Source organism: Methylotenera mobilis JLW8 (genome assembly GCF_000023705.1).
GTDB classification, from domain to species: Bacteria; Pseudomonadota; Gammaproteobacteria; order Burkholderiales; family Methylophilaceae; genus Methylotenera; species Methylotenera mobilis.
Genome location: NC_012968.1, coordinates 1897651 through 1911066, shown reverse-complemented (window position 1 = coordinate 1911066; position 13416 = coordinate 1897651). Strand labels below are relative to the sequence as shown.

The window sequence follows — 13416 nt, the reverse complement described above, 5'->3', positions numbered from 1 at the left end:
ATCAAGAAAAGGCGATATCATGAGTAATCATATTAGTGATATAAACCGAGCAGATATTCTTTTCCGCAAAGTGGTCGAAGCAGCACCAAATGCAATGGTCATGGTTAATAAGTCTGGCCTAATTGAGTTGGTGAACACACAGGCTGAGATTATTTTTGGATACAATCGAGCCGAGCTACTTGGGCAGTCCATTGATTGCCTACTACCTGAAAGATTTCGTCACCAACATTCACATCATCGGGATTCTTTCTTTTCAGATTTGCAGCCTAGAGCCATGGGAGTTGGTCGCGATCTATTTGGTCGCCGCAAAGATGGTAGTGAGTTTCCTGTTGAAGTAGGGCTTAATCCAATCGAAACCGAAGACGGTATCAAAGTACTCTCAGCGATTACCGATATATCAGAACGAAAAAGAATGGAAGAGCGCTTCCGCAAAGTAGTAGAAGCAGCACCAAATGCAATGGTCATGGTTAATAAGTCTGGCCTAATTGAGTTGGTGAACACACAGACTGAGATTATTTTTGGATACAATCGAGCCGAGCTACTTGGGCAGTCCATTGATTGCCTACTACCTGAAAGATTTCGTCACCAACATTCACATCATCGGGATTCTTTCTTTTCAGATTTGCAGCCTAGAGCCATGGGAGTTGGTCGCGATCTATTTGGTCGCCGCAAAGATGGTAGTGAGTTTCCTGTTGAAGTAGGGCTTAATCCAATCGAAACCGAAGACGGTATCAAAGTACTCTCAGCGATTACCGATATATCAGAACGAGTAAAAGCAAGTATAAAACTTGCTGAACATCACGAAGAGCTGGAGCGAAGTAATAAGGAGCTTGCAACGTTTGCTTATATTGCGTCACACGACCTAAAGTCACCATTGCGAGGTATTTTTCAGATATCCCAATGGATTGAAGAAGATCTTGGCAAAGCAGATTCGGCATCTATTCCAAGTCATATGAATTTACTACGTGGACGCCTTCGCCGTATGGAGCATCTACTAGACGACTTACTCGCATATTCTCGTGCGGGTCGTCTTGAAGGTGGCCTCAGTGAAATAGATATTGGAATGCTGGCGCAGAATATATTCGAAATGCAGGCCCCGCCAGATGGATTTAAACTTTTGCTTGCTGACGATCTTCCCATATTTACCACTCTAGCTACTCCGTTGGAGCAAGTTTTACGCAATCTTTTCACCAATGCAATTAAACATCATGATAGTCCAATTGGCACTATAAAGTTAGATTGCGAAATCAAAGATAAGAATCACTACGAATTTAGCGTTACAGATGATGGGCCAGGGATTCCACCAGAATACCATGAGCGGGTTTTTGTCATGTTCCAGACATTGAGGCCACGAGATGAAGTAGAAGGTAGCGGCATGGGGTTGGCACTTGTAAAGAAAATTGTAGAGACCTATGGTGGTCATGTTTGTGTCATTTCAACAGGCATTCGCGGAACCAGTATTCGATTTACTTGGCCTATAAAGATTGAAGGGAGAGGGAGCATTGCAAACACTCCAGAAAAACTATAGGGAAGTAACACTTCTAGTGGTGGATGATGATGATATTGATGCCATTGCCTTAGAGCGTGCATTGCGAAAACTTAAATTGTTAAATACAGTTTACCGCGCACGAGATGGTCAAGAAGCACTGGATATGTTACGTTCAAACAGTGTTCCACAACCTTATATTATTTTGCTTGATCTCAATATGCCCCGCATGGGCGGATTGGAATTTCTGCAGGTGTTGCGTACAGACCCATTACTTACACATTCCGTAGTGTTTGTTTTGACTACATCTAAGTCTGATGAGGACTTAGTTGCAGCCTATCGAAAACATATTGCTGGGTATGTATTTAAGCAGCACATGGATAGAGATTTTCTCGAGGTGATTAGCCTAATTGAACATTACTGGAGACTGGTAGAGTTGCCAGTTAGTAAGGATTAATTGTGAGACTGCTACTAGTTGACGATGATGAGTTGGATAGAATGGCCGTTGTTCGTGTGCTACAAAGTCCAAAGTTAATTAAAGATATTGTGCATGCAAGTACTGCAGTTTCTGCATTGAAGTTGTTTGAAGAAAGTGCTTTTGATGTAGTGTTGCTTGATTATCGGCTCCCAGATATGGAGTGTATCGAGATTCTAAGGAAGCTCACCAACCATGCCACAAAGCATGCTGCTGTAGTCATTTTAACTGGAGCAGTTGATGATGAGGTTGTAGAAAGAAATTGTATTGCAGCTGGAGCGCAGGATTTTTTACTTAAGCAAGAGCTATCACACCGTCACTTAACAAAGGCTTTGGTGCACGCTCAGGCACGTCATGCGCTTAATCAGCAACTTGTTGAAACATATGCAAGATTGAAGTATTTGGCTGAAAATGATCCCATGACTGGATTGTCAAATAGGCGTTATTTTGAGGAGAAATTGCGTGGCGAAATCAAGAGAGCGCAGCGATTCGAAAGCAAAATTGGGTTGCTTTTCCTGGATGTTGATAACTTTAAACTTATCAATGATAGTTTAGGGCATGATGTAGGTGACCAGATTCTACAGCAGATTGCGAACAGACTATTAACATTAATCCGTCAAGGGGATATTGCTTGCCGTCTAGGAGGTGATGAGTTTGCTATTGTTGTAAATGACATAGACGAGGAAACGTCACTAGGGTTACTCGCACAACGTATTTTAGATTGTTTACACGAACCAATCGTGCTTGCAAAAACCCAACATTTCATTTCTATCAGTATCGGTATTTCAACCTATCCAGAATGCGCTCATACCGCAGAGGATATGCTTAAACACGCAGATTTGGCTATGTATCACGTTAAACAGCATGGCAGAAACGGATTCCATTTCTTTACCCAAGAATTGCAAGAGCGTGTCATGAATAAAATTGTTCTCGAAGAGCAACTTCATTCAGGAGTGCTCCAAAGTCAGTTGCAGCAATACTATCAGCCAGTAATTAATGCGAGTAATTTTAATGTCTGTGGTGCTGAGGTGCTACTTCGTTGGAATCACCCAACACGAGGTATTCTTACACCAGATTCCTTTTTAGACGCTGTAGAAGAACTTGGTTTTTTATCTGAAATTGATACCACCAGTAGACGTTTAGCATGTAATCAACTAGCTGAGTGGCATTTAACCAAGTTGGTCGATAAAAATTTTGTTTTAGCAATTAATGCTAGCGAGCAATTGTTGAATGAAGAAAGCTTTTTGACCACAATTAAATCTGATCTGGACAATGCTGGATTATTTGGTAGCTCATTGTCTATTGAAGTTACAGAGGGTGTTTTAGTTTCAAATTTTGATAAAACAGCGGCAATCTTGAACAAACTTAAGGATATTGGCCTGACTGTTGCTATTGATGATTTTGGTACGGGATATTCATCAATGGCATATCTAAAATGGCTGCCAGCGTCCACACTAAAAGTTGATCGATCATTTGTGCAAAATGTACCTGAAAGCGCTGCTGATTGCCGCGTGTTAAAGGCGATTATTACTCTAGCTAAAAGTTTGGATATGTCTGTGATTGTTGAAGGTGTTGAAACGATTGAACAAGCATATTTGTGTCGTGAGTATGGAGCAGATATGTTTCAAGGGTACCTATTCTCTAGAGCGCTATCACCAGAAAATTTTGCTGACTTTATTACTAAGCACAATCCAAATGCTTGGATAAAATAAAAATTCATCTGCTGGAAGATGGTCATGGAGCCATTCTTGTCTAAGATAGCTGTGTATGAGGCTGGCTGCTGAAAACGAGTTCAATAAAAAAACCTGCAATTGCAGGTTTTTTTATTTGATTACGACAACTTTGACTTAGCCAAAAAAGTCTTTAGCTTTATCTACCCAGCTTTTATTCTTCGGGCTGTGCTTGCCAGCATCGGCTTGTGTGCTGCTATCGAATTCACGCAATAGCTTTTTCTGATGCTCAGTCAGTTTTACCGGTGTTTCAACCACTACATGCACCATTAAATCGCCGTAGTCGCTAGAGCGGAGTGGTTTAATGCCTTTGCCACGTAATCTAAATACACCACCAGTTTGCGTTTCAGCAGGAATCTTCATTTTTGCTGAGCCGTCCAGTGTTGGCACTTCAATTTCACCGCCTAATGCTGCGGTGGTGAAGCTGATTGGCATTTCGCAATGTAGGTTGCCGCCATCGCGCTGGAAAATCTCGTGGGTTTTAAGGTGAATCACCACATACAAATCACCGGTTGGGCCACCGTTAACACCGGCTTCACCTTCACCGCTTAGGCGGATTCTGTCGCCTTCATCCACGCCTGCCGGAATCTTAACGGAGAGCGTTTTGTTTTGTTTTACGCGGCCAGCACCGTGGCAGCTTGTGCATTTGTCTTCGTCTTTAATGACTTTACCTGTGCCGTGGCACTTAGGACAAGTTTGCTGTACTGAGAAAAAGCCTTGTTGCATACGTACTTGACCGTGGCCACCGCAAGTTGAGCAGGTAACAGGTGATTTGCCTGATTTAGCGCCAGTGCCACCACAAGGGTCACATTTTGCCTGTACTGGGATACGGATCTTGGTTTCAGTGCCTTTAGCTGCTTCTTCTAGCGAAATTTCCATGTTGTAGCGCAGGTCTGCACCACGATACACATTGCTGCGTTGGCCGCGTGCGCCACCGCCAAAAATGTCACCGAAGATGTCGCCGAACGCATCGCCGAAGCCCGCGCCGCCAAAGCCGCCTGCGCCCCCACCCATGCTTTGGTCAACACCAGCGTGACCATATTGATCGTATGCGGCACGTTTCTGGTCATCGGAGAGCATTTCGTAGGCTTCTTTAGCCTCTTTAAATTGATCTTCCGCTTTAGGGTTGTCCGGGTTGCGATCAGGGTGGTATTTCATCGCAAGTTTGCGATAAGCCTTTTTAATCTCTTCTTCAGAGGCATCCTTATTAACGCCGAGGACCTCGTAGTAATCTTTTTTAGCTGCCATAAATTTAGTCTGTAGTAGTTAGTTGTGACTTGCTGGTTAAATGGAAAAGTCGTTAGCATCATTTGACGCTAACGACTGTCGACCATAAGCTAGCGCTAAAATTAGTCTTTCTTCACTTCTTCAAACTCTGCATCCACTACGTCGCCATCCACAGTTTTTTCGCCTTCTGGGCTAGGTTGCGCATTTTGAGCGTTGGCTTGTGCTTGTTGCTCAGCATAAACTTTCTCACCTAGTTTTTGTGACGCAGTGGTTAAAGCTTCAGTTTTTGCTTCGATTTCAGCTTTGTCATCTGATTTCAATGCTTCCTCTAAGTCTTTAACTGCAGCTTCAATGGCTTCTTTTTCTGCTGCTTCTAATTTATCGCCGTGCTCTGTTAATGATTTTTTCACAGAGTGTACCGCGCCATCGGCAGCGTTGCGTGCATCAACAAGTTCACGTAATTTGCGATCTTCATCAGCGTACTTGATTGCATCTTCTTCCATCTTCTTGATTTCTTCTTCAGAAAGACCAGAGTTTGCCTTAATGGTGATCTTGTTTTCTTTGCCAGTTGCTTTGTCTTTTGCTGAAACATGCAAAATACCGTTGGCGTCGATATCAAAAGTCACTTCAATTTGTGGCATGCCACGTGGTGCTGGAGGAATGTCGCTCAAGTTAAATTGACCAAGTGATTTGTTTGCAGACGCCATTTCACGCTCGCCTTGCAGCACTTGAATCGTTACCGCGTTTTGGTTGTCATCCGCAGTCGAGAACACTTGTGATGCCTTGGTAGGAATCGTGGTGTTTTTCTTGATGAGTTTAGTCATCACGCCACCTAAGGTTTCAATACCTAATGACAATGGCGTTACGTCTAGCAACAATACGTCTTTTACGTCGCCTTGTAACACGCCACCTTGAATCGCTGCACCAACTGCAACTGCTTCATCTGGGTTAACGTCTTTACGTGGCTCTTTACCAAAAATCTCTTTTACTTTCTCTTGCACTTTCGGCATACGGCTTTGACCGCCAACTAAAATCACGTCGGTGATGTCATCCGCTGAAACGCCCGCATCTTTCAATGCAGTACGGCAAGGAGCAATCGTGCGCTCGATTAAGTCTTCTACTAAAGACTCTAGTTTTGCGCGAGTGATTTTCACCACTAAGTGTTTAGGACCGCTTGCATCAGCAGTAATGTATGGCAAGTTCACTTCAGTTTGTTGTGCACCTGAAAGCTCGATTTTTGCTTTTTCAGCAGCTTCTTTCAAACGTTGTTTAGCTAACAAGTCGTTGCGTAAATCCAAGCCGTTTTCTTTCTTGAACTCATCAGCCAAGAAGTCAATTAAACGGTTGTCGAAGTCTTCACCACCCAAGAATGTGTCGCCGTTGGTCGATAACACTTCAAACTGGTGTTCGCCGTCGATGCTTGAAATTTCAATGATAGAAACGTCGAATGTACCGCCACCCAAGTCATACACCGCAATTTTACGGTCACCTTCTTGTTTGTCTAAACCGAAAGCTAATGCCGCTGCTGTTGGCTCGTTGATGATACGTTTAACTTCCAAACCAGCAATACGGCCTGCGTCTTTAGTTGCTTGACGTTGGCTGTCGTTGAAGTAAGCCGGCACAGTAATCACCGCTTCAGTCACTTCTTCACCCAAATAGTCTTCCGCAGTTTTTTTCATTTTGCGTAAAACTTCAGCTGAGATTTGTGGCGGAGCCATTTTTGCACCGCGAATCTCTACCCATGCGTCGCCGTTGTCAGCTTTTGCAATGGTGTAAGGCATCAAGCCGATATCTTTTTGTACTTCTTTTTCTTCAAAACGGCGACCAATCAAACGTTTTACCGCGTATAGCGTGTTTTTTGGGTTGGTCACGGCTTGGCGTTTAGCTGGTGCGCCCGCTAAGATTTCGCCATCTTCTTGATAAGCAATGATTGAAGGTGTAGTGCGTGCGCCCTCAGCGTTCTCAATCACGCGAGGTTTGCCGCCTTCCATGACGGCTACGCAAGAGTTCGTTGTACCTAAGTCAATACCAATAATTTTTCCCATTTTATTTCCTTTTACTTTAAATTTGTTCCAACTGCTTTTAGCGCTAAAGCTTAAAAACAGCTTAATTGATAACCTTGTTTGCTAGATGGAGATTGTTTTTTTAAATTCAAGTGTTTTTCTAAATAGAAGTACTTTTTCTACAGAAAAAACGAATTATTTGGCCACCATCACTAATGCAGGGCGTAATACGCGATCATTTAATGTGTAGCCTTTTTGCAGTACGCTAGTCACTGTGTTTGGTTCGCCACTGTTTTCTAACATTGAAATAGCCTGATGTTTGTTCGGGTCGAACTTTTCACCCAGTGGGCTGATTTCGGCAATGTTGAATTTTTCAAATACGCTAGATAATTGTTTAGCGGTCAGTTCCACACCATCTTTGTAGCTTTGAACTTCAGTCGCTTCAATAGCGAGTGCTGCGTCCAAGCTGTCTTTTACCGCCAGTAACTCACCTGAAAACTTCTCTAAAGCAAATTTACGTGCTTTGTCGATATCGTCAACAGCGCGGCGGCGAATGTTTTCACCTTCAGCTTTTACATAAAGTACGCTGGCTTTTGCTTCTTCAAGTGCAGCTTCCAGTTCAGCAATTTTTGCTTCTGGTGTTTGTACATTTTCTGTTGCTGTTTCTAGCTCAGGTTGCGGCGTAGATTGTTCGTCTTGCATGGTTGTCCCCGGTTCATTATTAACACTTCTGTGAATGTGGGGATGCAGAAGTGGAATTCAAGCCAACTTGCAAAATTTTTATAGAATATTTTTGAGGGCGTCTATTACTTGCGCATGTGTTGGGGTTTGATTGATATTGCCAAGGTTAATGGCAGGGGCGTGCGCGCCTGCATATACGCCAGTCAGCGCAGGGTTGGTATCAGTGTAAATCGCCACAGTGGGAATGCTTAATGCCACACTTAAGTGTGATAGACCAGTGTCTACGCCGACTGCGGCCTGGGCTTGGCTGATGATAGTGGCGAGTTGTGCAATACGTTGTTTGGGCAATACGTGGGCGTTGTGCAGTGCGCCTGCAATTTGCTGTGCGCGTTGATGCTCGGCGGCGCTGGCCCAAGGTAGGACTAACTGTAAATTTAGCTTGGCTAATTCCGTTCCTAGTTGAATCCAGTGTGCGACTGGCCATAATTTACTGTCACGGCTGGTACCGTGTAGCCCCACCACGTAAGGAGATGTTAGATTTATGTCAGCTTGTGCAGAAGCGGCAATGCCGTAATTAGGTAAGTCAGTGGGAATGCTGTAGTCAAAAGTGAGTGCAGCCAGTGTGCGGATTCTGGCTACCGCATGTTGATTGCGTGTTACCGGGTGGCTGGTATTGTAAAAGTGGCTAGCGAGTGGTTCGCGTGCGGAGTTTTTATCAAAGCCATGTTTATGCCCATGACTCATTGCTGTAATCAGGCCGCTTTTAATTAATCCTTGCGTATCTAAAATCACATCATAAGAATGTTGGCTGATGCTGCGCTTGGCTGCTTTAATTTCAGCCCAGGTATTTTGGTTAAAAATTGCTTTGCGCCATCTGCGTAGTGCGACTGGAATTACACGGTTCACGCCGGGGTGCAGCTTGGGGATATCAGCAAAGCTTTCTTCCACTACCCAGTCAATCTCAGCATTTGGATATTGAGTGCGGATATCATGGATGATAGGTAGATTATGAATGACATCGCCTAATGACGAAGTTTTAACGATAAGCAGTTTCAGCATATGTGGCATTTTCGCATACAATTAGATTTTTTCATCCCCTGTATAAAGTTTCCTAGTCCATTGAAGTTTGCATTTCTTATTTTTAAAGTGTTTCCTTATGGCGGCGTGCAGCGCGATATGCTGCGTATTGCCCATGACTGTGTGGCTGCTGGGCATGAGGTGACTATTTATACAGGTGAGTGGCGTGGTGATATGCCTGATGCGCGTATCCGTGTGGAGATTTTACCTAGCCGTGGCTGGTTAAACCATCAACGACATCAGTCGCTGATTCAAGCCATGCAGCAAAAGCTACAGCAGCAGCCTGTAGATTTGGTGGTTGGCTTTAATCGTATGGCTGGTCTGGATGTGTATTATGCAGCAGATCCTTGTTTCGTTCAGCGTGCGCATGAAGAGCGCTCGTGGTTTTATCGCATGACCGGGCGCTATCGCTTTTTTGCCGCAGCAGAAGAGGCGGTGATGGGTGTGAATAGCACTTGTCAAATCCTGTTACTTACTGAACGCGAAAAACTTAGCTTTCAACAGTGGTATGCCACGCCAGACGCAAGATTCCATCTGCTGCCGCCTAGTATTCCAGCCGACAAGTTTGCTAATAAAGATCGCGAACAGTGCCGCAGTTATGCGCGACAGCAGTTTAGTTTGCCGGCAGATGCTAATATCGTGCTGACGGTAGGCTCTGCGTTTATACGCAAAGGGGTAGACCGGGTCATTGATGCGATGGCTGCCCTACCCAAAGACCTGCAAGACAAAACTTGGCTGGTTGCGATAGGGGAGTATGAGTCAAATAGTAATATCGCTGCTTATTGTGAGAAGCGCAGCATTGCCCATCGTTGCTTGCCTGTGGGCGGCCGTGCCGATGTTGCCGATTTGATGCTGGGTGCTGATGTGTTCGCGCATCCGGCACGCTCAGAGCTCGCAGGCCTGGTGCTGATTGAAGCGATGACTGCGGGCTTGCCGGTGCTGGTAACCGATGTGTGCGGTTATGCACCGCACATCGCACAGGCCGATGCTGGCGTGGTACTACCTGCGCCTTATACTCAAGCTGAAATGAACCGCGCGCTGATGCAAATGTTGCAGTCGCAGCAGCAGGCTACATGGCGAGATAATGGCATGCGTTACACGAACAATATTAAGAATACATCGTCAGATAGTGCTGAAGCGGATTACATTATCGCGCTAGCGCAAACCAAAGGTGGCTGTCGTGGCTAAACTAGATTTACCAGCTTTTATCAGTAAGCATTTAGGTGTAGATGCATTTGCTCAGATTATGCAATTGCGGGGGCGAGTGTACCGTAATGTAACTGGTAGGCGCACGGTGCAGGTGCAGTTTGGGGATGAAAGCTACTTTGTGAAGCAGCACTTTGGCGTGGGTTGGCGAGAGATTTTTAAGAGTTTTTTAAGCTTTAAAAAGCCAATTCTGGGTGCACTTACCGAGGTGCGCGCAATTCAGAAGTTGAATGAGATTGGTATCGACACTACGCCCCTAGTCGGCTACGGGGTGCGTGGCTGTAATCCGGCGACGCAGCAGTCTTTTATCATCACCAAAGATTTAGGCGATATTATTTCTTTAGAAGACTTATGTGCGAACTGGGTGAGCAATCCGCCGGATGCTCGCTTTAAAAGGCGCCTCATCATTGCTGTAGCAGCGCTCTCAAGGACACTGCATCAAAGCGGGCTGAATCATAGAGACTTTTATCTTTGCCATTTGTGTTTGGATGCGCAGGCTTTGCAGCAAAACCAGATCAAACTATATTTAATTGATTTGCACCGTATGCAAGTTCATGCACGGCCTGCGATGAAGGCGGTCATGAAGGATATTGCTGGCTTGTATTTTTCCAGCATGGATGTTGGGCTAACCGCGCGCGATTACCTGCGCTTCAAGCGCTATTATGCAGCTGATTTTTCTGAGGTGGGCGCTGGTTTTTGGCAAAGTGTTACCGCAAGGGCAGGTAAACTCTATGCCAAATTTCACAGTGCTAAGTTTCAGAAGCGGTTACAACAAGAGCACGCTGCAGTCGATTAAGCGGTTGATGTTATGTGGTTAGGTCCTTACATTTAAACTTTGACGATGCCAAGCGTTTAGTAACCAAGCAGGGCATGACACTACATGACCAGATAACCAAGCATAGTCTGATAACACGTGTGTGTTTAAAGGTCGTTTTCTGCTTTTCTTTGCTCGCGTTTGAGTACGCGGTTTCTTACCCTGTAGCGCGGGTATTGCCATAAATACTGCACAATATTGTTACTTACCTGCTGCTCTATCGCTTGGTTTAACAACGCGGGTGTGGCAACGGCACCTTCTTCCAGTTTGGTCATATGTACCTGAAACCCCTCACCGTTACTTAGGCGCTCGCCAAACACCATAATCACGGTAGCACCGGTCTTCTCTGCTAATTTTCCCACTAAAGTCATGGTGTATGCGGGCTTGCCGAAAAAGGGTGCCCATTCGCCTTCGCCTCTGCCTGGTACCTGGTCAGGTAAAATGCCTACCGCCTCACCACGTTTTAATGCTTGTATCAGGGTACGTACGCCTTGCAGGTTAGCTGGCGCTAACTTCACCTGCTGGCGAGTGCGGCCAGCTATTGTTAATGCATGTAACCAGTGTAATTTTGGACGGCGATACAGCACGGTAATGGGGTGATGTGCGCCGTAAAAAATAGAAGTGATTTCAAAGCTGCCCATATGCGGCGTTAAGAAAATTATCCCTTTTTTCTTGGCAATCGCTTCTTCCACCACATGCCAATCGGCACAAGGCTTCACCCACGACAAGACTTCTTGATCATCTTTTTGCCATAGCGCTAGGCTCTCTAGCAGCGATTTTCCAGCCTCAGCCATGTTCAGTTTAATTAGCGCTTTCATCTCGCAGCCTTGAGGCATTAAGCCGCTTTGTGTGAGATTTTCAGTAATAATAGTTTTGGCTTGGGGCATCAATAAATAGAGGAGTTTTCCCAGTGCAGTGCCTAATTTATGGATAGTTGGAAGCGAGAGTGAAGAAAGGGGCTTGAGTAGCAGTTTAAACATTGTTGAAATCATAGCATAGCAGGGGATAAAGGCTAGAGGAGTGAATCTGGATTAACTGATATAATCCTCTGGTATACGTAAAAGACTAGTCTACGCATAAAGAATTATTAGCTAAATTTTCATTCATGACAACATCATTCACTGCGCCATTTATTTCATCTCGGCATACTTCCATTTTAAGCCAGCACCAGCTCAATCGTTTTGATGCGGTTTGGGATTATGAAATTCAATGGTTTGAAGAACCGAATCATCGTCGTGGTGGCTGGAGTGGCGTTGGACGCATCGCGCTGGAGCATAATGGCGCAAGCCCGCTATTTTTATTTGTAAAAAAGCAGCAAAATCATGGCCGCAAAACCTTGCTGCATCCACTAAGTGGCGAGCCAACCTTCAGACGTGAGTTTGCATGGCTGCAGTTTTTAGAAGCGCGTCAGTTTCATGCGCCTAAAGTGGCCTTTTATGCGGAGCACGGCAGCGGCGAGCATCAGCGTGCGGTGTTGATGACGGTAGCTTTGAACGAGTATCAGCCGCTGGATGTTTTATCTGACGACTTACGTGCCAATGTGAGCCGCAAGCAGCAAATGGTGTTGATACAAAAAATTGCAGAAGAAATTCGTCGTTTTCATGACTTTGGCTTAGTGCATAGGGCGTTGTATCCTAAGCATATTTTTGTTAAAGATGCTGAAGGTGCCCCGGAAATTGCCTTGATAGACTTGGAAAAAACCAGAGCTAGCCGCTGGTTCATGTTTCGCGCTTTCTTTGATTTGGCGGCATTGAATCGCCATGCTGAAGGCTGGCGCTTTACGCAAAGGTTGGCTTTCTTTAAGCACTATTTGCATATTAATAAACTGAATTTTTTGAGCAAAATATTGTGCCGATTGATTATTAAGCGCTCGAGAAGATAAGATTAAACCCATTCTACCCATGGAATTAAATTGAACACTACGCCTACTCAAGCTTTGCCTAAATTTAGCATTGCGTTAGTTAATTACAAGACCTTAGAACTCACTAAGATTTGCCTAGAGTTATTAAAAAAACATCTGGATAGTGCAGATCTTGACCCTAACAGTGTGGATGTCTGGGTGGTGGATAATCACTCTCAAGATGAGAGTGTTGAATACTTACGTACGCTGGATTGGATTCATTTGATTGAAAGAGCGCCCACCGAGCATGAAGAAGGCTTTGTGGCGCACGGTAGAGGTTTAGATCTGATTTTGCAGCAAATCAAAACAGATTATTTATTCCTGATGCACACAGATACCTTTATCTACGACGCTAGCGTTTTTGGCTGGGCGTTAAAGTTCTGCCTCGCCGATGGAAAGGTGGCGGCAGTGGGTTGCCTGGAGCAGCTGAATCGTGGGTATTTGCGTACCGCATGGCGTATTAGTTCAAGGTTCTGTAAGCATTACTCCAGAAGATTTAAACTGTTTTTTGGTTTGAACGCAAGGCAACCTAAGCCTTATGTTGAGGCGTATTTAAAAAGCTTTTTTGCTTTATGGAATGTTAAGTTGATGAAGCAGCAGGGCTACGTGTTCCTGATGGAAAACCGTATCCCCGGCTATGCATTGCAAGACAAATTAAAGCAGGATGGTTATAAGCTGAAGGTCGTATCACCGATGAAACTGTTCAAGTTTCTAGATCATATTGAAGCCGGTACCGTGGGCTTGCGCGCGTTGTATAGCGATATGAATCGCCGTGTGAAAAGGAAAAAATCAATTTTGAAAAAGTTTGAGAGTTAAT

Annotated in this window: 12 protein-coding genes; 7 read left to right on the top strand and 5 right to left on the bottom strand. The window is 44.7% G+C overall.

What is annotated here, in order from left to right:
• Window positions 1-19 precede the first annotated feature (19 nt).
• From MMOL_RS08825 to MMOL_RS08815, 3 genes are read left to right on the top strand one after another with little or no spacing between them, the layout of a single operon-like run.
• Window positions 20-1528, top strand: coding sequence for a sensor histidine kinase (locus MMOL_RS08825; protein WP_015832681.1), 1509 nt, complete (start codon window positions 20-22; stop codon window positions 1526-1528).
• Complete coding sequence (locus MMOL_RS08820) at window positions 1503-1943, top strand: response regulator (protein WP_015832680.1); 441 nt, start codon at window positions 1503-1505, stop codon at window positions 1941-1943. The genes MMOL_RS08825 and MMOL_RS08820 overlap by 26 nt, the downstream gene beginning before the upstream one ends.
• Before the next feature lie 2 nt (window positions 1944-1945).
• The gene (locus MMOL_RS08815) at window positions 1946-3673 is read left to right on the top strand and encodes a putative bifunctional diguanylate cyclase/phosphodiesterase (RefSeq protein ID WP_015832679.1); all 1728 of its coding nucleotides are present in this window, start codon (window positions 1946-1948) and stop codon (window positions 3671-3673) included.
• 135 nt (window positions 3674-3808) lie between these two features.
• Here the strand turns inward: MMOL_RS08815 and dnaJ are convergent, their stop codons facing one another.
• From dnaJ to waaC, 4 genes are all read right to left on the bottom strand, one after another.
• Window positions 3809-4939, bottom strand: coding sequence for a molecular chaperone DnaJ (gene dnaJ, locus MMOL_RS08810; RefSeq protein WP_015832678.1), 1131 nt, complete (start codon window positions 4937-4939; stop codon window positions 3809-3811).
• A gap of 101 nt (window positions 4940-5040) precedes the next feature.
• On the bottom strand, window positions 5041-6963 hold the full coding sequence (dnaK, locus tag MMOL_RS08805) for a molecular chaperone DnaK (protein WP_015832677.1): 1923 nt from the start codon (window positions 6961-6963) through the stop codon (window positions 5041-5043).
• A 153-nt stretch (window positions 6964-7116) separates the two neighbouring features.
• Window positions 7117-7659 carry a nucleotide exchange factor GrpE gene (gene grpE / locus MMOL_RS08800; RefSeq protein ID WP_274377096.1) on the bottom strand — a complete coding sequence of 181 codons (543 nt, stop codon included), beginning with the start codon at window positions 7657-7659 and terminating at the stop codon, window positions 7117-7119.
• Between the two features lie 42 nt (window positions 7660-7701).
• Window positions 7702-8661, bottom strand: a complete 960-nt coding sequence (waaC, locus tag MMOL_RS08795) for a lipopolysaccharide heptosyltransferase I (RefSeq protein ID WP_015832675.1) — start codon at window positions 8659-8661, stop codon at window positions 7702-7704.
• Window positions 8662-8721: 60 nt separating this feature from the next.
• Here waaC and MMOL_RS08790 point away from each other — a divergent pair, with 60 nt between their 5' ends.
• A complete protein-coding gene (locus tag MMOL_RS08790) occupies window positions 8722-9867 on the top strand; it encodes a glycosyltransferase family 4 protein (RefSeq protein ID WP_015832674.1) in 1146 nt (381 codons plus the stop codon).
• Complete coding sequence (gene rfaP / locus MMOL_RS08785) at window positions 9860-10681, top strand: lipopolysaccharide core heptose(I) kinase RfaP (RefSeq protein WP_015832673.1); 822 nt, start codon at window positions 9860-9862, stop codon at window positions 10679-10681. Before MMOL_RS08790 ends, rfaP begins: the two co-directional genes overlap by 8 nt.
• Window positions 10682-10806: 125 nt before the next feature.
• On the opposite strand, the gene MMOL_RS08780 is transcribed toward rfaP, so the two are convergent.
• Window positions 10807-11679: a lysophospholipid acyltransferase family protein gene (locus MMOL_RS08780; RefSeq protein ID WP_015832672.1), complete on the bottom strand. Its 873-nt coding sequence runs from the start codon at window positions 11677-11679 to the stop codon at window positions 10807-10809.
• A gap of 125 nt (window positions 11680-11804) precedes the next feature.
• On the opposite strand from MMOL_RS08780, the gene MMOL_RS08775 reads away from it, so the two are divergent.
• Together MMOL_RS08775 and MMOL_RS08770 are read left to right on the top strand one after the other, a co-directional pair.
• Window positions 11805-12581 (top strand): lipopolysaccharide kinase InaA family protein, encoded by a 777-nt coding sequence (locus MMOL_RS08775; protein ID WP_015832671.1) that lies wholly within the window; start codon window positions 11805-11807, stop codon window positions 12579-12581.
• 30 nt (window positions 12582-12611) lie between these two features.
• On the top strand, window positions 12612-13415 hold the full coding sequence (locus MMOL_RS08770; protein WP_015832670.1) for a glycosyltransferase: 804 nt from the start codon (window positions 12612-12614) through the stop codon (window positions 13413-13415).
• Window position 13416 lies beyond the last annotated feature (1 nt).